Source organism: Shewanella litoralis (genome assembly GCF_009828585.1).
In the GTDB taxonomy this organism is placed as follows: Bacteria; Pseudomonadota; Gammaproteobacteria; order Enterobacterales; family Shewanellaceae; genus Shewanella; species Shewanella litoralis.
In genome coordinates, this window is record NZ_WSRZ01000029.1 from 1 (window position 1) to 20,102 (window position 20,102).

Annotated in this window: 20 protein-coding genes and 1 riboswitch; of the genes, 2 read left to right on the forward strand and 18 right to left on the reverse strand. The window is 43.1% G+C overall.

Features of this window, described 5'->3' with window-relative positions; translation table 11 throughout:
- Positions 1-121 precede the first annotated feature (121 nt).
- A complete protein-coding gene (locus GQA99_RS17870; RefSeq protein WP_160056224.1) occupies positions 122-1,099 on the reverse strand; it encodes a transposase in 978 nt (325 codons plus the stop codon).
- A gap of 175 nt (positions 1,100-1,274) precedes the next feature.
- Between GQA99_RS17870 and GQA99_RS20900 the strand changes: the two genes are divergently transcribed.
- Positions 1,275-1,409: a hypothetical protein gene (locus GQA99_RS20900; protein WP_268244229.1), complete on the forward strand. Its 135-nt coding sequence runs from the start codon at positions 1,275-1,277 to the stop codon at positions 1,407-1,409.
- A gap of 82 nt (positions 1,410-1,491) precedes the next feature.
- Here GQA99_RS20900 and GQA99_RS17875 read toward each other — a convergent pair whose 3' ends face one another.
- The 12 genes from GQA99_RS17875 to hinT all read right to left on the reverse strand — a co-directional run bounded on the left by GQA99_RS17875 (position 1,492) and on the right by hinT (position 10,800).
- Entirely contained in the window at positions 1,492-1,842 is a 351-nt protein-coding gene (locus GQA99_RS17875; protein WP_160056226.1) for a hypothetical protein, read from the reverse strand.
- A gap of 409 nt (positions 1,843-2,251) precedes the next feature.
- Positions 2,252-2,800, reverse strand: coding sequence for an NAD(P)H nitroreductase (locus GQA99_RS17880; protein WP_160056228.1), 549 nt, complete (start codon positions 2,798-2,800; stop codon positions 2,252-2,254).
- A 101-nt stretch (positions 2,801-2,901) separates the two neighbouring features.
- Positions 2,902-3,495 carry an HvfX family Cu-binding RiPP maturation protein gene (locus GQA99_RS17885; protein WP_160056230.1) on the reverse strand — a complete coding sequence of 198 codons (594 nt, stop codon included), beginning with the start codon at positions 3,493-3,495 and terminating at the stop codon, positions 2,902-2,904.
- A 92-nt stretch (positions 3,496-3,587) separates the two neighbouring features.
- Positions 3,588-4,433: a DUF6279 family lipoprotein gene (locus tag GQA99_RS17890; protein WP_160056232.1), complete on the reverse strand. Its 846-nt coding sequence runs from the start codon at positions 4,431-4,433 to the stop codon at positions 3,588-3,590.
- A gap of 44 nt (positions 4,434-4,477) precedes the next feature.
- Positions 4,478-5,503: a phosphotransferase family protein gene (locus GQA99_RS17895; RefSeq protein WP_160056234.1), complete on the reverse strand. Its 1,026-nt coding sequence runs from the start codon at positions 5,501-5,503 to the stop codon at positions 4,478-4,480.
- A gap of 36 nt (positions 5,504-5,539) precedes the next feature.
- Positions 5,540-6,217, reverse strand: coding sequence for a nicotinamide riboside transporter PnuC (gene pnuC, locus GQA99_RS17900; RefSeq protein ID WP_160056236.1), 678 nt, complete (start codon positions 6,215-6,217; stop codon positions 5,540-5,542).
- A gap of 5 nt (positions 6,218-6,222) precedes the next feature.
- Positions 6,223-6,483, reverse strand: a complete 261-nt coding sequence (locus tag GQA99_RS17905; RefSeq protein ID WP_160056238.1) for a hypothetical protein — start codon at positions 6,481-6,483, stop codon at positions 6,223-6,225.
- A gap of 49 nt (positions 6,484-6,532) precedes the next feature.
- A complete protein-coding gene (locus GQA99_RS17910; RefSeq protein WP_160056240.1) occupies positions 6,533-8,734 on the reverse strand; it encodes a TonB-dependent receptor in 2,202 nt (733 codons plus the stop codon).
- Between the two features lie 57 nt (positions 8,735-8,791).
- Positions 8,792-8,898: riboswitch (TPP riboswitch) on the reverse strand.
- Positions 8,899-9,045: 147 nt separating this feature from the next.
- Positions 9,046-9,438: a YcfL family putative periplasmic lipoprotein gene (locus GQA99_RS17915; RefSeq protein ID WP_160056242.1), complete on the reverse strand. Its 393-nt coding sequence runs from the start codon at positions 9,436-9,438 to the stop codon at positions 9,046-9,048.
- 36 nt (positions 9,439-9,474) lie between these two features.
- Complete coding sequence (locus GQA99_RS17920) at positions 9,475-9,942, reverse strand: PaaI family thioesterase (RefSeq protein WP_160056244.1); 468 nt, start codon at positions 9,940-9,942, stop codon at positions 9,475-9,477.
- Positions 9,935-10,447, reverse strand: coding sequence for a PaaI family thioesterase (locus GQA99_RS17925; protein ID WP_160056246.1), 513 nt, complete (start codon positions 10,445-10,447; stop codon positions 9,935-9,937). The genes GQA99_RS17920 and GQA99_RS17925 overlap by 8 nt, the downstream gene beginning before the upstream one ends.
- Entirely contained in the window at positions 10,447-10,800 is a 354-nt protein-coding gene (gene hinT / locus GQA99_RS17930) for a purine nucleoside phosphoramidase (RefSeq protein ID WP_160056248.1), read from the reverse strand. Before hinT ends, GQA99_RS17925 begins: the two co-directional genes overlap by 1 nt.
- A 202-nt stretch (positions 10,801-11,002) precedes the next feature.
- Here hinT and GQA99_RS17935 point away from each other — a divergent pair, with 202 nt between their 5' ends.
- A complete protein-coding gene (locus tag GQA99_RS17935) occupies positions 11,003-12,760 on the forward strand; it encodes a M61 family metallopeptidase (protein WP_160056250.1) in 1,758 nt (585 codons plus the stop codon).
- 162 nt (positions 12,761-12,922) lie between these two features.
- On the opposite strand, the gene GQA99_RS17940 is transcribed toward GQA99_RS17935, so the two are convergent.
- The 5 genes from GQA99_RS17940 to nirB form a co-directional block, all read right to left on the reverse strand.
- Positions 12,923-13,555 carry a LuxR C-terminal-related transcriptional regulator gene (locus GQA99_RS17940; RefSeq protein ID WP_160056252.1) on the reverse strand — a complete coding sequence of 211 codons (633 nt, stop codon included), beginning with the start codon at positions 13,553-13,555 and terminating at the stop codon, positions 12,923-12,925.
- Positions 13,556-13,773: 218 nt separating this feature from the next.
- Positions 13,774-15,561: a bifunctional protein-serine/threonine kinase/phosphatase gene (locus GQA99_RS17945; protein WP_160056254.1), complete on the reverse strand. Its 1,788-nt coding sequence runs from the start codon at positions 15,559-15,561 to the stop codon at positions 13,774-13,776.
- Between the two features lie 41 nt (positions 15,562-15,602).
- A complete protein-coding gene (locus tag GQA99_RS17950; RefSeq protein ID WP_160056256.1) occupies positions 15,603-17,069 on the reverse strand; it encodes a NarK family nitrate/nitrite MFS transporter in 1,467 nt (488 codons plus the stop codon).
- A gap of 11 nt (positions 17,070-17,080) precedes the next feature.
- Entirely contained in the window at positions 17,081-17,407 is a 327-nt protein-coding gene (gene nirD, locus GQA99_RS17955) for a nitrite reductase small subunit NirD (protein WP_160056258.1), read from the reverse strand.
- Positions 17,404-20,004 (reverse strand): nitrite reductase large subunit NirB, encoded by a 2,601-nt coding sequence (gene nirB / locus GQA99_RS17960; RefSeq protein WP_160056260.1) that lies wholly within the window; start codon positions 20,002-20,004, stop codon positions 17,404-17,406. Before nirB ends, nirD begins: the two co-directional genes overlap by 4 nt.
- Positions 20,005-20,102 lie beyond the last annotated feature (98 nt).

Consider the following 20,102-nt stretch of genomic DNA (forward strand, 5'->3'; position numbering starts at 1 on the left):
ATATGACTAAAGTATTAACGTTAAATGATTGACTTACCTGTCATATCCAGAAATCTGCACAGCAGAAAAACCTGATAGCAATCAAGTATAAGGAAATGGTAATTCGATTGGGGTTTATGGCTTAAGCGCACAGCCAGCGCTGACAATTTGCCGCGCCTTGTCGTCGTTTTCGTTCCAGGTGCTCACAATACTCTGTTAATGCAGGTAAGGCACCGACAGCACCTTTGAATAATGCACCAAACTCTGTAGTGATTTTAAGCCAATTCTCTGCGGGGATGTTTAATCTATTCAGTATGTCCTGACTGCTTGAACTAATGGCACCACGTTTATCTTCTCGAATAATCCGACCGGTATCTTCAACCAATACTATGTAGTCTTTGACACTGAACATGAGCCCGTTAGGCATATTGAGCCTTTCATTTCCCACAAACGGTAATAAATCAGATGGTTGCTCGCCTTTCACTGCTGATTTTATACGTCGTTGAATACTGGTGTAATCTGAGGTTTCAGGGGTTACGGCCATATTGGCTCTGACAGGGTTTAAATCGACATAAGCCATACAGGCTAGTACTGCGGCTTCATCAAGTAGTGCCTGGGATTTAAACCTACCTTCCCAGAATCTACCTGTACACTTATCTTCTTTATTGGCCATTCTGGCGATGGGCTCACTGAGTGAACGCATAAACCAACTGATATCAATTAAGCGCTTACGGTATTCGGTAATGCATTCATTAACCGTTTGAAGTTCAAATGAGTTAAGGTCTTCTTCTTTTAGGTATTTTTGTGTGAGTAACGTACCTTTAAAGCCCTTGTGCCATTGAATGAGCACTTCTTTATCTGACCACTGTTTTACTTTGTCAGCATCGACTTTCAACACCACATGTAAGTGATTACTCATCACGGCATAAGCACAGATATCAATAGCAAAGATATTCGCTAACTCAAGAATGCGTGAATCGACCCACTCGCGCCGATGCTCAAAGTTCTCACCAGTGGCATTATCAATTCCACATAGAAATGCCTTACGTACCACACGAGAACAGCAGTGATAGTAAGGTGTATCTTCTAGGCTAACGATTGTCTGTCTTGGTCTGGCCATCTTAGATTACCTGTCAGAGTTAAAGGTAACTAAGCCTAGTTGGTTGTTCAATATTTATCCAGCCGGGGTGGATGGCCATGTTTTGTTTTCAGCCAGCTGGGGTGGATGGCCATGTTTTGATGTTTTGTTACCCTCTGAACTCCCAAGCGAACTTCGCTTAGGTCTACAGAAACTAATGACCATTAACAGTATGCAAGGCGGTGTTGGCGATGGTTATTACGGTGGCCGTGTAAACAAAATTTATGGGCAGGCTAATCCTGAAGAGATAACCGCCACACGAAGTGCATTACTAGCTGAAATGGGGCTATAAAAAGAGTTGAGGGAATTGGTAGGTAATGTTTGCAGCTTAATCCTCCGTGCTAGCTGCACTCGTTACCTACCTTTTTTAATAATCAATTAATCAACTTTGATTCTTTAAAATGACAAGAAGAACACTCATAATCCCTTTCTTTAGTTCCTAGCCGCCCAAGGGTTCGATGTGGTCTAGTTGCTATTATTTGAAAAGTGCGGTTGCTGCACTTCGGACAACGTTCACCTGTAGCACTAGTCACTTCTTCAAGTTTACCTTTAAGAGCAGTATTCTCTGAGATCAAATCTGCAATTTTCAATTTTGCATCAGCAAGCTCTAAACTTAATTCCGCAAGCACATTTTTAAACTCAGCATCTTCAATACTTTTTCCAATTTCACGCAATCTAGTTGCAAGGGAAATCGCTGTTGATACTGTGCGAATGATATCGGCCATAAAAAATCCTTTTCTGTTGGTAGCTAACACAATCAAAAATGTATTTATTGATGAGTGTGAATGGTTCGATGGTTAAGATGGGAGTCTAATCCACATACACATAGCCTAAGCCAAGTCGACTTTCCCAGTTAAGAGTATGATTTGACTCTTACTTCATATCTTATCAGTATCTTGAAAAACTAGTTAGTTCCAATAGGAAAGATTAATTGGAAAGCGTTTCAAATTAGGCATAATTATGAATTGAGTGTGGAATGGTCGAAAATTGAATTATCGTGAAAAATTGCCGCAATTATCGCGCTACAGATCAGGATTTCCAAGGGGGCGAACGCGACGTTAGTGGCAGTAGGCCATGCATCAACATGAAGATGGCCACTGATCATAACCCCGAAACGTTATGACCTTGCGTTGCTTACAAATAACGCGCAAATTGCTGGCCACTTTTAAGCGGTTTAGTGGGTGCAACCACGGCTGGAGTGCCGACATATAAAAAGCCCACAATTTGATCGTCTGCGGCTAATCCTAATGCGGCATTCACATCAGCGTTAAAAGCAAAATCACCACTGCGCCATACTGCACCAATACCTAAAGCGAATGCAGCTTGTTGCATGGCCATGGTGGCGCAGCCTGCTGCGATATGTTGCTCTAAAACTGGCACTTTGTCATGCTGTTGCGTTTTAGCCACAACGGTTATCACCATAGGTGCACGATATGGCATATTGCCGGCTTTAGTTATCATGGCTTCATCGGCACCTTGTGCTTTGGCTGCAGCAACAAAAATATCAGCTAACTTAGCAAGGCCATCGTCAACGGCAATTATAAATTCCCACGGTGTTAGTGCGCCGTGATCGGGTACTCTGGCTGCGGCGTCGAGTAAAAAAGTCAGTTGTTCTGCCGTTGGTGCTGGGGCGACTAGACGAGGCGTTGACTGGCGAGTCAATAACAGTTGTGTTGCGTCCAAGGTTCAATCCTTTCAAGTAAAATTATGCGAATGATATTAACAAAAATCCCACCAATTTGGTGGGATTAATTAAACGGGTTTCATCGACTGAACGTACAGCACTACTTTAATAAGCGACGGCTAATAAAATAGTCGATACTGGTGTAGCGTCCACCGCCAATAACCAATAACGCTAACAACATGAATAAGTAAGTAATGGCGAATTCGATACCATTATTTAAAATCACAAAATTGCCAGAGCTGGTCAGCCATTCGTAATTACCATGTTGTTGTAGAATCGATTTAGCCGCGGCTAACTTTTCTGCTGATGCCATCACGTTATCATTAGCAAGCCATGAACTGGCATCGGCAATAGCTAACCATCCATTAGGTAAATGCACTGCAAATGCTGCCACTAGCATGGTGATCATCATAGGCAAAGCGACTAATCGAGTGGCTAATCCTACCAGTAATAATGCTCCGCCAATTAGCTCGGTACCTGCCGCTAATGCTGTCATGACTTCTGGCATGGGTAAACCTAAGCCCCAATCTGGGTTTCCAAACCAGGCTGCGGTGTCGTCAAAATGAGATAGCTTATTGTATCCTGCCTGCATTAATACCGGCGCAAGGTAAAGCCTTAAGGCCAAAGCGGCTATGCCGTCTGAGTGCTTAATAACAAGTAAAAATTGTTGATATAACCCAATTAACGCCTGCATAAATAATTCGTCCTAAATGTGTAGTGAATCAAAAGACCTGCTTTAGCGGCAAAATCTTTCAATTTACGCTGAGGTATCTCAGTGAGGTTCAGTTATTTATCTAAGTGCAATTCGGTTAAATCGTCAACTAACTCGGTTAATTTACCATTAAAGTGTTTGCGCTGTTTGTCGCTAAAGCTTTGGTTTAAAGCAATTATCATCACCCCAAACTTATGTGTATTCTCAGTGACATTATTTTGATAAACAGATGACTTTAGCTCATCAGGTGCGGTGAGTAAGCGTGTCATTTGAGCGGTAAAATAGTCAGCCTCATTACGGCGCAATAAAGCTTGCTCAAATTGTCGTAGCCATTCGTGACGGTATTCTAACCACATATCTAAGGTTGCTAAACGCTCTGTATTGGCTTGATGAATAATCTGCTTTTGCGGCTCACTGACACTACCGGTCCATTCTTTTAACTGTTTTTCGATACGCTTGTCTGAGTCTGTTATCAGTTCACTTTGCTCTTTGCCGGCGTATTCTTCAATTAACTCCTTTTGCTCTTTTTTAAGCTGAGTTAATACCTGTTGAACTTGTTTGTCATCAAAGCTTGCTACTATGGGGAGTAAGTCTGGCATGACGACATTAAAAATTCGATACCAGTGCGCTTTGGCCATAGTGACTTGTTGCTGCCATAACTCTGGTGTTAATGAATATTCATTGGCTTGAGTTGATAATAAGGTTAGCTGATCGCGGTATCGAGGTAATTCGTCTTGTCGATGCCATACTAAAAACTGTTCAACGAGTTGATCAAATTTATCTTGCTGATCATGGTTTAAATCAACATATTCTTCAACTTCCCACTCGATGGCCCAATCAAGAAAGAAATAGCTCACCTTGGTTGAACAGCCGACAAAGAAAACCGTACAGCACAATAATAACAGCAGTTTTTTGCTCACAATTGGTCCCTCAAAATTAGGTGAATCTATAATATATACGTTGATTAATGGATCAGGGCCAAGTATTGATTGTAAAATTTAATGTATTTAGCCATCGCTAATGTATCTTGTTGAGATTCATTCGCCGCCATAAGCAGTGACCACATTGCCGAGAATAACCAAAAACAGTTTATCGCAGCAGGCATTGCCGCTTTAGCGGCGGCTACATCGGTCAAACTCGACGTTTGGCAATATTGCACAATAACCTTGTGAGTTAATTGCGCCACTTGATCTTCTGTTAAGTTATGGGTTGCTACAGTGCTGGCTAAATCAAACAATGGATGGCTGGCAACAGCATACTCATAATCAATACAAATTATTTTACTTTGCGGCAATGTGCTATTTATGTGGGTGGGACTTAACAGCAAATTGTGTGGGGTTAAGTCGCGATGACAAAAAATAGGCAATAAAACACAAGATTCTAACTGTGATAACCAATGCCTGATACGCATGTTCATGCGTTGTAATGTTTGCCATGCGTGATGCCACTGCTCGTTAGTTTGTTGCTGACTCATCGCATCTAATTGCAAAGCGTATTGCTGCCATTGTCCACTTACACTTATGCTTTTAGACGGTACGGGTAATTGGCTCAGCGATGCAAATAATTGCGCCAACAAAGCAACCGCATCCACATTCGGATGAGCGATTGCCGACAATGGACGAGTAGATGAATGGCCAAACATGGATGAGAACTGGCTCCAATCGCCTTGCGGTTGAGCGACAAAATCACTTAAATAAAATTGTTTGTCGTTACTTACCCATTCTAGTTTCGGCGCAATATTCGCCGCGATAGCAGATTGCCAACATTCAACCTCAAGTGCCCTATTACACCAATGACTGTGGCGTTGATTGACCCGCAACACCTTGTCACCCGAGGGGCAAGATAACAAATAGTTTTGGTTACTTAAGCCCGTATTTAATAAGGTAACGGCAGTGCATTGGGTTAATAATGAGTGATATGTTGCAGCAGGCATGGCCTGCTGCAACATATTAATTAACTCACTGGGGAGGGTGAGTAAAGGTGATGACATAAATTTTACCGCAATAACAATCTGATAATGCAGTGATTATACACTAATTGCCTGTTGAGAAAGCTTATCTTGCTTAACAATAGTGTGTTGATATTTTTTACGCCACATCATGTAACCGGCAACGGCCATTGCGACATATAAAATAAACAAACCTGAGGTCAACATCAGCCCTTTTTGGAAGTAAAGGTAGATAGAGACGACATCGATGACCACCCAATACAGCCAGTTTTCGAGCACCTTTTTGGCGACTAAATACGTCGTCATTACCGCAAAACAAGTGGTTGCTGCGTCAATATAGGGAAACGCTGCACTGGTGTAATTCGCCATACCGTAACCCACCACAACCGACACTAAAGATGTCACTGCGATAACGATGGCATGAGTCTTTAATGTCCAGCTGGTGATATTAAGCTGCGAACTGACATCGTGTCGCTGAGATTGTTGCGCTGACGGCACATGCAACCACAGCCAATAGCCATAAACGGCCATGCCCATGTAATAAATATTGAGCACTGACTCCATGAGTAGTGACACATTCCAAAACAATACCGTATAAATTGCAGTACTCAGAAACGCGGCCGACCAACACCAAATATTAGTGCGCATTGCCAGAATAAGGTAAGCCAACGCAAGCATGACCGCGATAGCCTCCCAAAAGGTCATGACCGACGCTTCGCTAAAAGCTTGTTGAATGGCTAACATCACGTCATTCATGGCTGCTATTCGCTATGACTTAGGTTAAGTTCACCACCAATAAACTTGCACACAAACACGGCTTTACCCCACTTCTCGTGAGCAGCTTGCATTTCAATGGCTAGCATTGACATAACATCAGCGTATTCACCGCACACTTGTGTTGCCATGGCGTTGGTGACACGTTCAATATTGTCATAGCTATCAACACGGCCAATAAACCACTTAATTGGATCAAGATAGTTTTCGTTGAATGGATACATACTAATTTCTGCAGTTAATTTCATTGTTCATTTCCTAAACGGTATGCGGCACCGGGTGATGCCGCAGTTGAACTTACATAAATTTATAATCAAACGTTACACCCACTTGGCGGGGATCGCCATAACGAATGTATTGTTTGTCGGCCCAATCTAAGTCGGGTTCGTTACCAAAATAGAAGCCGCGCACACCGTATTCTTTATCAAATAAATTACGGCCCCATAAGTAAGCCGACCATGTTGGTGTTTCGTAACCTAGGCGGGCATTATAAATGGTGTATGCATCTGATGTTGACTCGTTGCTGTCTGAGTAATAAAAATCACTTTTGCCACTGGCATTGATATTAGCAAACCAGCCCGAATCGGCGACATACGTCATACCGGCACTGTAGGTAAATTGTGGTGAATGGGCGAGCTCACGACCCGACAAATCAATAATCGAGCCGTATTTGTCACTGTATTCATACTGGCCGTATTCGGTTTCTAACCAACCAACGCTGCCGTAAAACTCAATATTCTCAGTGACGTACCATTTAGCATCGACTTCAGCTCCGTAGTTTTGTGAGCTACCGGCATTTTCAGTAAATAATACAAATCGTTGTGGATTATCTGGGTCTTGTAAAGAGGCTGACACTTGTTGATCTTCACGATCCATGAAGAATATTGCCAATGTCGAGTCAACTTTGCCGTCTAACCAAGTCGATTTCATGCCGATTTCGTAGTTATATAAGATCTCGGTATCAAACTCTTTTTTGTTGGCCAATTCTGTTGGCAACGTCATATTAAAGCCACCCGCTTTATAGCCTCGCGCAATGCGTGCATAGGCATTATGGTTGCTATTAATGGCTTTTGATAAGGCGATATGGCCGCCCCACATGTTTTCTGAAGGATCAAAATTATCGTTATTACTGTCGCGGTATTCACTGTCTCTTTGCTCAAAACGCAAACCGGTAGACAACAAATAATCATTGCCTAAATGACTGTCTAATTGACCAAACACAGCATAATTTGTGGCTTGGTAACTCGACTGCAACACTTCATCTGGCCAGGTGTTGTACTCAGAATATAAGTCATTATCTTCATTGAGGTTCATGGCATATACACCCACTAACCAATCAGTGCTACCTGCAAAAATCCGCCCGGCATCCTTTGATGATAAACGAAACTCCTGGGTAAGCGTTTTACGGTCGCCTTCTTTATCCCAGGTATAATCGTACTCACATGGCTCACTGCCTGTGACATTATAGTCATCATCGTACAAGGTGCATTGCTTGCTAGCCCAGTAATCTGGGTTTGCCCAGTCACCGTCATATGCGTGGTGGTGATCGGTTTGCGCTATCGAGGTGAGTGAGGTGAAGTCAAATGCACTAGCACCGGTATAAATAAACTTAAGCCCAGCACCAGTGGTTTCTTGCGCATCAATACCCGGTTGGTCGGTTAAGGTATTACTGGTGTTGTTGTCTAGTGTCCAGGCATCATAGCCGTTATCGAAATTGGCATGTAATAAGGTCAAATCAATTTGTAAATCGTCTGTGGCATACCAGCGTAATTTAGCGCGTGCACTGAGCTCGTCACGTTGATTGCTGTCGTCACTATTTAGATACTGATTGTCTCGGTAGCCATTTTGAGTATGCTGCTCAACTGATACCCGATACAGCAATTTACCTGAGTCATTTAATGGCCCTGAACTAAAGCCAGAAAATGTGCGCAAATCATCATCGCCAACGCTAACTTTTGCGCCATGCTCAAATGATTCGGTAGGGTCATTACTTTTTAGATAAATTAAACCCGCTAAGGCATTGGCACCATATTGCGTCCCTTGCGGTCCGCGCAGCACTTCAACCTGTTGCATGTCATACATGCTCGACACCATGCCAAGGCCTGATAAATCAATATCATCGACCACAAAGCCAACAGATGAGTTTGGCGCGCCCTGGTACTGCTCTTGCTCACCGACACCGCGGATTTGGAAATACTTAGGGCGTGAACTGCCACCTGACCAGTTAAAATTAGCAATGGAATTCAGTACATCTTCAAAATGTTGCGCACCTTCATCTTCAAGTTGTTGCGCATCAATAACGGTCACGCTCGATGGCATTTTATCAAGGCTGATATTACTAAAATCAGCATTAACAACAATGACTTCCATTTTTTCATATTCGGGAGTTACGCGCTCAACATCAGCCGTTTTGGCTAAAACAATCGGCGAGCTTAGTGCTGCGATAACCGCTAAGGCAATTGGGGTGTGGGTTAACCCGGTAGATTTTTTCGTGAACATAGGACCTCAAATAGTGATTTTGAGATCCGGCAAGAGTAGCGAATAAGAGGTGCACTTAAAGATAGTGTGGCCCATTCCTACGCCGGTATAAGCCGGATCAGGTTCTAAGGGTTTGTCATAACGACATCTCAGTTCAGTATTGCTGAACACCCCTTGGCGGCCACGAGTATAAACTATCTAAAATCTGATTACACGATCCGTCATACAATTTGATAACACAAAAAGCACTTTGCCAATGTCGACATTATGCTAGTGCCTTTGTCGTATCAAACAAGCGGTAAACCGCGTGTACAAAATACGAATTTAAAGCGTTAATCAGAGTAGGTTTCGCGCACGTATATCTCAAAATGACTGACTTGAGTATTAGGTGCTACTGCACTGACCTGCAGTTGTTGCATGCCATGTAATTTGACCGACTTCCAACTTGTTGCCTCATTTTCAATGGTATAGCCGTTGGCATCAAACCAGGTAAATTTGTATTGCACGCGTTGGTCATAACTCGATTTACTCTGAATTAACGCCGAGGCTTTAACTAAATCGCCCACCATAATTGATGCAATATCAGTGACATTGACATCACTGGCAAAAGAGCTGCTATCAACGCGAACTTGCCCATTAGAGTCAAGGGCAATACCCGCGGTGTTGTGAGCACAAGCGCCAAGTAACAACGTTGATGTGAATACGATAATCGATACGAGTTTCATAATCTTTCCTTAAATGTTACTGGCGGTATTGGGTTATTAATCTAATAAAAAATGAGCTCTGGCTGTGGCGATCAATTGTTTACGGTTAGTTTGCCAACAATTAATGCTCACATTGGCCACGCGGCGCCCTTGGCGGGTAATTTTACATTCTGCAAAGGTGTCTTGATGTAAACCTGCACGTAGATAGTCAATTGAAAAATCAACAATTTTAGGCACCTTTTTGGCCTGCATAAATACCATTAATTGCACAATGGCCGACATTTCCATAAAGCCTGCAATCACCCCGCCATGAATAGCCGGTAAAATAGGATTACCGATATTGTCATCTTTTGCGGGCAATCTAAATACCATTTCGTCGCCAAAACGGGCGACCGACATGCCAATAAATTGTGAGTACGGCACTTTTTCAAGCAAATAACTGTAGTCATTTAACTCAATGGCACGCTTTACCACATCTTGAACATCCAACTCACTTGATGCCACCTGGGTTGTTTGCTCAGTCATGCTGACTCTCCGGCAAATTACCCATTAACGCCTGGCGAAACTCTTCGCCAACCATTTCAGGGCTAATACGCATAAATGAACCTACCGCATGGGCAATGGGTTCATCAATACTTTCTTGATAGGCAATCGCGCGGGTAAAGGCAACACTTGACGATAAACGATAACACTCTGCAAAGGCGTAAACCGGTTTGTGCGGCTCAGCTGGTTTCATGTAATCGACCCGTAAATCTAATGTTGGTGACAACTCAAGCGATTGATATTTTTTTAAAATGGCGCACACCACTGCGGTGCCGCACGCGGTGTCAATTAAGGTGGTAATCACCCCGCCATGGATCACACCCGTATCAGGGTAACCAATAATATCCTGGCTGTATGGCAACTCAATTAATACGTGATGCTCACTGGCTTCTTTAACACTTAACCCTAAGCGGCGGCACTGAGCCAGTTGGTTAACAAAACGAGTGGCCACTTCAGTTAATGGGAAAAAATCACTGTTAATTTTCATTAGTCGCGGCTCAGCATTGGACCTAATGGCTTACCGCCTAAAAGATGCATATGGATATGGTATACCTCTTGGCCACCATGTTTATTACAATTCATAATCAAACGATAACCATCTTCTGCAATGCCTGCTTCATCGGCTAATTTAGCCGCTACTGTCATCATTCGGCCTAAGGCTTTTTCATCTGATGCTTTAACATCATTTGCCGTGGCGATTAAATGGTTAGGAATAATAAGTATGTGCGTGGGCGCTTGCGGCGCAATATCGCGAAATGCAGTGACAAGTTCATCTTGATATAAAATATCGGCTGGAATTTCACGACGAATAATTTTACTGAATATGGTTTCTTCGGCCATTTTAGGATCCTTAATGAATGACAGCATTTTGCTTATGATAATAGTAACAAGTCTTTGATCTCTGACTCCAGAAAAAACTCAATTAATCAGCTATCTTTTACAGAAAATGGGATTCGTTTGCTTAACCGGGTCATTTTTGGCAGCATTGTCGATTATAGCTCAATCCTTTTGATTGCAACGCTTCTACTATTTGGAATTCTTTATGCATTATCATATCCATGCGATCGATCCTAAAGCGCACTTATTTGAAGTCACTCTCACTGTCACCCAAGCCTCACCATCACAGGTATTTTGTTTACCCGCTTGGTTACCTGGCAGTTATATGATCCGTGATTTTGCCAAAAACATTATTGAAATCGACGCCAAAGAAAATCAGCAAGCGTTAACCGTCACTCAGTTAGATAAGCAAACCTGGCAGCTAAATAACCAGGGTAGCGACATCGTATTGTGCTATCAAATTTACGCCTGGGATTTATCGGTACGTACCGCCCACCTTGATACAAACCACGGTTTCTTTAATGGCAGTAGCGTGTTTTTAGCCGCCAAAGGGCTTGAATTACACCCGCACCAGGTCACCATAGCTAAACCCGCCTTAGCCGAGTTAAGCCACTGGACTTTAGCCACCAGCATGAACAGAACCGCTGGCGAACAATTTGGTTTTGGCGATTTTAACGCACCAAACTACGATGACTTAATCGATCATCCCGTTGAAATGGGTGAGCTCAGCATAGAAACCTTTTATGCTGATGGAGTGCCCCACGATATCGTATTAAGTGGTAAACATCGCGCCAATATGGCTCGCCTGGCTAAGGATTTAACCGCCATTTGCGAGTATCAAATTAACTTATTTGGCACGCCAGCGCCGTTTGAGCGTTATGTGTTTATGACCACCGTATTAGATAACGGCTTTGGTGGACTCGAACATAAAGCCTCAACCGCTTTAATGTGCTCGCGCAATGACCTACCTTTGTCACTCGATGCGCCGGTTGATAAAGGCTACCGTACCTATTTGTCACTTTGCAGTCACGAATATTTCCATTCATGGAACGTAAAACGGATTAAACCTGCCGAGTTTACCCCATTTGATTTATCGCAAGAGTCGTACACAGAGCAATTATGGGCATACGAAGGGATTACCTCATATTACGATGATTTAATTACTTTTAAGTCTAAGTGTATTGATGAAAAAGGCTATTTAACCTTACTTAGCCAAATCATGACACGAGTGTATCGCGGCGAAGGACGTTTTAAGCAAACCCTTAAGCAATCGAGCTTCAACGCATGGACCAAGTTTTACAAGCAAGATGAAAATGCGGCCAATGCCATTGTCAGTTATTACACCAAAGGTGCACTATTTGCGTTGTATTTAGACCTAACCATCCGTATAGAAACCCAGGGCAAGCATAGCCTTGATGATGTGATGCGCGCGTTATGGCAACAATATGGCCTGCCGCAAATTGGCACCAATAACATGAGCCACCAACAGATTGTTGAAAAACTGCTTAATCGCTCGTGTGATGATATTTTTGCTTATTTAGACAACACCCAAGACATACCGCTAAGCCGCTTACTCGAACAGGTCGGTGTTAGCATGACAGTGCGTGCCAGTGAAGGTACAGCAGATTTAGGTGGCGGAGATGCTAAAGGCTATAAAATCGCCTTTGGGGCTAAAACCAAGCCTGAATCACTCGGCCTTAAAGTCTTAGCGGTTAGCCAAAACAGCCCTGCACACCAAGCGGGACTCAGCGCTGGAGATTTGCTGATTGCCGCTGATAATTTACAAGTCAACGCCCAGTTTGAGCAACAACTGCAAAGCTATAGCGTAGGCCAACAACTTAACTTACATTGGTTTAGACGCGATGAATTAATGCAAGGCCAACTGCCAGTGCGAGAAGCTGTTGCCGACACGATTTCTTTAACCATTAACGATGCCAGTAAAACCGCACTTTGGCTTAACTAACATGGGGTTAACTGATAGAAGTTAAACTAATCACGGTTAATTAAATCTTGGCTAATTTATTTCAGAAACATTAGCCACGGTTAAACTGTCCACAAAAAGCAGACACAAAAATGGGTATCAACTGATACCCATTTTTATTTACAAAAGCTGTTGAGCTAAGGATTATACCCTCACCTCATGCATGTGAGTTTGTGCCCATGCGATAGCTTGGCCGCGACTTGAAACCCCAATCTTTCTAAATGCACGATACAAATGAGTTTTGATTGTCGACTCACTAACAAATAATTGATTGGCAATATCTAAATTGGTACTGCCTGACAATAAAGCGTGCAACACTTCACGTTCGCGGATAGTCAACTGATCGCCTTCCACTTCGTTATCATCATTCATCATCGAATGTAATAACTCCTGCGGCATGACACTTCGCCCTTTCATTATGTCGTTCAATCCCAAACTGATTTCCGTTAAGCTGGTGTCAGCGTAAAAAACACCTAGAGTCGTCGAAGGGTGAATAAGAAAACGCGTATCAAGTTGTTTGGGGAAGTTAATAAACACAGTATGGATAGAGCAATATTCTCGCTCAATAAGACGTTGTAATTGATAAGCCTGTTGGATGTCTATGGTTGATAAGTCAAAAAAGACCACTGAAATGGGTTCATCAGCCAACTTATTTGCCATATTACCTGGTTGAGTTTGGGTTAATTTAACCAAAAACTCTTGTGGCCAACGGCATTCAAGTAGATCAATGAGCAACTGAGATCGTGATACTATCATCCAATTTTCGACTTTAAACATCCCAAACACTCCATGTGAACCAACTAAACGACTTCATTGCCAAGTAATCTTCTAACTGGTTAATAATACCAATCATCACCACGACTTAAAATAAGCCAAAAGAATCATCAAACCAACAAAACTAGACTTTAGTATTAATACTAACTAATTATCTATGTGTAAGATTATTTTAGTTAACTGAATTCATTAATGCTCAATTTTTATGTTCAGAGACCATATTAAACCAATAAACTGGTGATTAAAGCCAGAAAAAGTACGATTGAGGTGGCTTGCCAAAATTTGACTGGATTACGATTGATAAGTGGCACGAAATGTTTTGGGCGTTGATGAGCGCTAACAGTGGTTAATTGGTGAATAAGCTCGCAGGTGTCGGCCTGGCGCAAATTTGGCTCCATGTTTAAGGCTTTTTTTAGGGCATCATCAATCCAGATGGGCACCATGGGATTAAGTTTATGAGCATTAACGTACTCTAGACGTAAAAAAGCTTGTCTCGTACTACATTGAGCTAATTTACCGTTAAAAGGTAACTCACCGGCTAACATTTCATAAGCAATCACCGCAAGGGAAAATAAATCAGCTCGGCCATCAGCTTGATAACCTAATATCACCTCAGGAGCGGTGTAATCTGCGGTACCTAAAATATGATCTCGGGTTAATGGGGTGCTAATTTCAGCAATGCCTTTGATATAACAAGAGCCAAAATCAATGATTTTAACCACCCCTTCACGGGTAATAAAAATATTATCCGGCTTTATATCTTGATGCAGTGTTTCTCGGCGATGAAATGCCCTAACACCTAATTCAATTTGTTTAAGCAGTAATAGCACCTCTTCCACCGGGGCTTTTTTATGTTGCACCAACCACTGCGCTAAGCTCACGCCAGAAAGAAATTCAGTTAAATAATACAATGCCGATTTAGGTTTATGTTGTTCAACAACTTTGACGACATGGGCATTGTTTATACGCTGACCAATCCAGCTTTCTAACATAAAACGTTCAATATAAGCCGCATCATCAATGTAATTAACTGATGGGGTTTTCATGCAAAAAGCGTGTTTCTGGTCATTCTCAACCCGATACACCTGGCTGCGTTGCGATTGATGAATAATATGAGTGACTTTATATCCATCGAGCTTCATCCCAACACTCAGCGGAGGCGGAAATGGACGCTGCGATAAATGATGGTAAACATCATCAATGGCTTGTTTCGGCAATTGCTGTACACACAACAATTGCGCGCTCAAATTATCTTTACTGCCGAGCTCAAATGCTTTTTTAATGAGCGTATGACAAAACTGCTCACATAAATCATCACTTAATTGCGGGTGAGATTGATAAAAACTGCTTATTTTTTGCAGTAATTCAAACTCTGTAAATTGGTCGTGTATGCCATCGGTAGTCAGCAAGTAAAGATCGTCTTGCTCAACCGTTAATGCTTTATAATCAACATCTAATTTGACATCCATGCCTAATGCACGGGTTAAATATTGATGCGATGCGTTTATTTTTGTGCTGTGATCATGGCTTAATTGAGTTAATTCGCCACGACGAAAACGATAGATGCGTGAATCACCCACATGCAACATGTGCACAGTGCACGACTTAAACACCAATGCGCTAAAGGTACATACAAATCCGCGCCGAGCATCGCGATAATCTTGCCCTAATCCATACAACCAACGGTTTAATGCGGTTAATACTTTGCCGCTTGAAGTTTGCACGCTCCAGCTATCTGGTGTTGAGTAATAATCTGCTAAAAAGTTACTCACACTAATGGCTGAAGCTTGTGCGCCTCCCTCTGCCGTACTGACACCGTCGCTGATAACACTCACAATCCCTTTAGTCATAAGAGATACACCGCTAGGAATGCGTATGCCTATCGCATCTTCATTTTGCGATTTATGACCTTTTTCAGAGGCTTGCCCCACTACCAATTGCAAGCTGGTTGCAAAAGGCAGCGTGTCATCTATCACAGGGCTGGCATGTGTATCTAACTTAGGAGGCATAGGTTTCCTGCTGTAATAACGATCCCACTCGAACGGTTCGCCTAACTGACGCTTATCAAGGTGACTTCGCCGTCTTCATTCACTTCGGCGATATGACCTTTAGGCTCATTCATAAAGAATAAGGTAATAAAACCAAATACGGCGCTCACTGCAATCACATAAAAGAACGTTTGTGTCGACACCATTGAATATACCGTTAAGAAAAACACTGCGCCAACATTTCCGTACGCGCCTGTCATACCGGCAATTTGGCCCGTCAAACGGCGCTTAATGAGTGGTACGGCAGCAAAAACTGCGCCCTCACCGCCTTGAACAAAGAAAGAACACGCCATCACCACTACTACCGCAAGAGGTAATGACCAACTTGAATCTATTTGTGCTACCGATAAGTACCCAATTGCTAAGCCTGCAGTTAAAATCAATAGCGTGGTTTTACGACCAAACCTGTCACTTAACCAGCCACCACCAGGACGAGACATTAGGTTCATAAAGGCATAGCTTGATGCCACCATACCTGCTTGTGCCATGCCTAAGGCAAAGGTTTCGGCAAAAAATAGCGGCAGCATAGACACTACAGCCAGCTCAGAACCAAAGGTGGTAAAGTACAGCACATTTAATACTGCCACCTGTTTAAACTCGTAGCGCTCGAACTCTGGTACTTCCACAGAAAACAGATGCTTATTGACTTGATAGGTTTGATAAAAATCAATTAAAAACACAAACACTAAACCGGCGTAAATCAAGTTTGTGACATCTTGGGTAAACATGCTGACACCCGCTGGCGACAACTTCCATCCTAATAGCGCTAAGGTCGCGTACATGGGGACTTTCATGACAATCAATAACACTAAATCACTTTTACTGGTGACTTCTAAACCGCCACCTTTTTTGGGCTTAAAGTATGTTGAGCCTTTTGGTGTATCGGTAACATTAAAGTAGTAAACAAACGCAAACAACAAGCTCATTAAACCTGTAATACCAATGGCATAGCGCCAACCGTCCGGGCCACCAAATGCAAGGGCAACAGCAGGTAAAGTAAAGGCCGCAGCGGCAGAGCCAAAGTTACCCCATCCACCGTAAATGCCCTCAGCGGTGCCTAACTCTTTGGCCGGAAACCATTCACTGACCATACGAATACCAATCACAAAGCCTGCACCAATAAAACCAATTAAAAAACGGGCTAGTGCGAGCTGCTCAAATGAGTCGGCAACGGCAAACATAAAGCACGGGATTGAACAAATCGCCAGCAGCGCAGAATACGTAATACGTGGGCCATATTTATCGGTCACCATCCCAATGATGATTCGCGCCGGAATCGTTAAGGCTACATTGAGGATTAACAAGGTTTTAATTTGCGCGGTAGTCAGCCCCAAACTGTCAGCAATCACACTCACCAGCGGTGCGGCGTTAAACCACACAACGAAGGTGATAAAAAAAGCCATCCAGCTTAAATGCATAATTTTCATTTTGCCGCTAAAAGAAAACAACTTAAATTTGTCAGCACTCATAGTCATACTCCCTATGCCTTAGCCAATACAAGGACCTGGCCCTGTTCGGTTTTAATATCAAATGGACTGGCTATTAGGCTATTGTCTTCAATACATACACCGGTCGCTAAACGGTAATGTTGTTTATACAATGGCGAAGCCACACATAACTCCCCTTCCATTTCACAAATTAATCCGCGGGCTAATAAGCCCACGCCTGTGGCGGGGTCAACATTATCGATGGCAAACAAACCATCTTTACCCAAATTAAAAATAGCCACTGCCTTTCCGGCTACCCAGGCTGCAACACCAGTACCTATAGGTAAGCTTGTTTCTTCACACACATTAATCCAACTCATGCTAATACCTCATCTGTCGTGGTTTGTTGCTCGGTAATATCTTTTATTGCAATGGTGCCTGCACCGACATCTTTAATGTTGGGAAAGCGCTGTTCGCGTATGCGTTGATAAGCATTAGCATCAGCGACTGGTGCATCGCTTGGATTAACAAATTCATTAAAACGCGCTAAAAATTCGGGTTGTTCGAGGCTGGTTTTCCATTCACATTGATAGGTTGCAGCAATCAAATCCATTTGTTGTTCTAGGGTTGAATTGATCCCTAGCGCATCATCAATCACAACCGATTTTAAATACGCTAAGCCGCCTTCTAATGAATCCATCCAGGTAGAGGTACGTTGCAGTTTGTCGGCGGTTTTGACGTAAAACATCAAAATACGGTCGATGTATTTATAAAGCGTTTCAGAAGATAAGTCGGTAGCAAATAAGTCACCGTGACGTGGACGCATGCCGCCATTACCGGCAACATAGAGGTTCCAGCCTTTGTCGGTTGCGATTACGCCGATGTCTTTACTTTGTGCTTCGGCGCATTCTCGAGTACAACCCGATACGGCAAATTTCAATTTATGCGGGCTGCGTAAGCCCTTGTAACGATTTTCTAAATCGATGGCAAAACCTACCGCATCTTGCACGCCATATCGGCACCAGGTACTGCCCACACAAGACTTAACTGTACGCAGAGATTTGCCGTAGGCGTGCCCCGTTTCAAAGCCTGCATCAATGAGCTTTTTCCAAATTTCAGGTAATTGTGACAAGGTTGCGCCAAACATATCGATACGTTGACCACCAGTGATTTTGGTATACAAATCATAGTCCTGAGCAATTTGGCCCATTGCAATTAATTTGGCTGGAGTAATTTCGCCACCGGCAACCCGTGGCACAATAGAATAAGTGCCGTCTTTTTGGATATTACCTAAATACGCATCATTGGTGTCTTGCAGCTGCACATGGCCGCTATCTTGATTTAATACATATTGGTTTTGTAAGCTGGCAAAAATAGAAGCCGCGGCGGGTTTACAAATATCGCAACCATACGTGTGACCGCTTGCTGAAGGTTTGCCGTGTTGACGCATTAACGAGTCAAAATCATTAATACCTTCCACTTGGCATAGGTGGTACAAGGCTTGTCTGTCATGATCAAAGTGAGCACAAATCCCGGCATTAAAATCAAGGCCTGCTGCTTGCAAAGTCTGATCTATAATTTTTTGCACTAATGGCGCACAACCACCACATCCCGATGCTGCTCGAGTGCAGGATTTAATCTCAGCCATTTTGTGGCTGCCCGCTTTAACCGCATCAACAATGTCGCCTTTCGTCACTTGATGACAAGAACACACAATAGAGGTGTCTTTTAAGTCCGCTTCATCTTCAGCACCAGCAAGTAATAACTCAACAGCCGAGCCTGCAATTTCATCCTGAGATAAATACATATCCAGTAGGCGGCTGTAATCGCTGTTGTCACCAATCAATACCGCACCTTTTAAATACTTGCCACTGTCGTCAAGCCAGAGTTTTTTATAAATACCGGCCTGATTATCAGACAGTTCAACAAATTGGGCATTGTCAAAACCACGACTTGCGCCAATCGCGGCCACATCGACACCCAGTAGCTTTAATTTGGTACTCATATCTGCACCGGTAAACGATTGACTTGGGGAATCTGATGATAATGAAGCAATATGTGAAGCAACAACTCGTGCCATTTGATAACCAGGCGCCACTAAACCAAATATTTTTTGCTGCCATAATGCACATTCACCAATGGCATAAACATCGGGGGCAGAGGTTAAGCAGTGATCGTCAATTTCAATACCGCCACGCTCACCAATACTGATATTTGACACGCGGGCTAAAGCGTCTTGTGGGCGAATACCGGCAGAAAAGACAATCATGTCGGTTTCAAGAAAAGATTCATCATTAAATGTCATGCGGTGCAGTGCTGTTTCACCATCGATAATGGCGGTGGTGGCTTTAGACGTATGCACACTCACCCCGAGTTGCTCGATTTTACTGCACAGTAACTCACCTGCTTTATCATTAAGCTGAACGGGCATCAATTGTGGTGCAAACTCAACAACATGGGTTTTGACCCCAAGTTGCATCATGGCATTTGCCGCTTCTAAGCCCAGTAGTCCACCACCGACAACAACTCCGACCAGGCTAGTTTGTGCAGCAGCTTGAATGGCCTCAAGATCTTCAATGGTACGATAGACTAAACATTGAGCACGATCGTTACCTTGTATTGGCGGCACAAATGGAAACGAACCCGTCGCCAACACTAAACGGGTATACGAGTAACATTCACCTTGGGCACTTGTGACGGTTTTCGCCGCGATATCAATCGCCGTGATGGGAGTATTTAAATGCAGATTAATGCCCCAATCTTGATAATCCTGGGCACTGGTTAGCATTAACGGATCAGCACTGCCTGTCTCAAAATATTTAGATAACTGCACCCGGTCATATGCTGGACGAGGTTCTTCGCCAAACACATGTACTTCAAAGGTTTTATTCAAACCTAGACTGCATAATTGCTCAATAAAGTGATGACCCACCATGCCATTACCAACGACCACTAATTTGGGTTTTGAGACTGTCATTTCCTGCTCCTTCACGCCTTGTCCTGTAAAAAAACAAAAGGCGCCAACTCCACTTAAAGAGTTGGCGCCATTGCCAGTTACAATCTTAATGTTAAATT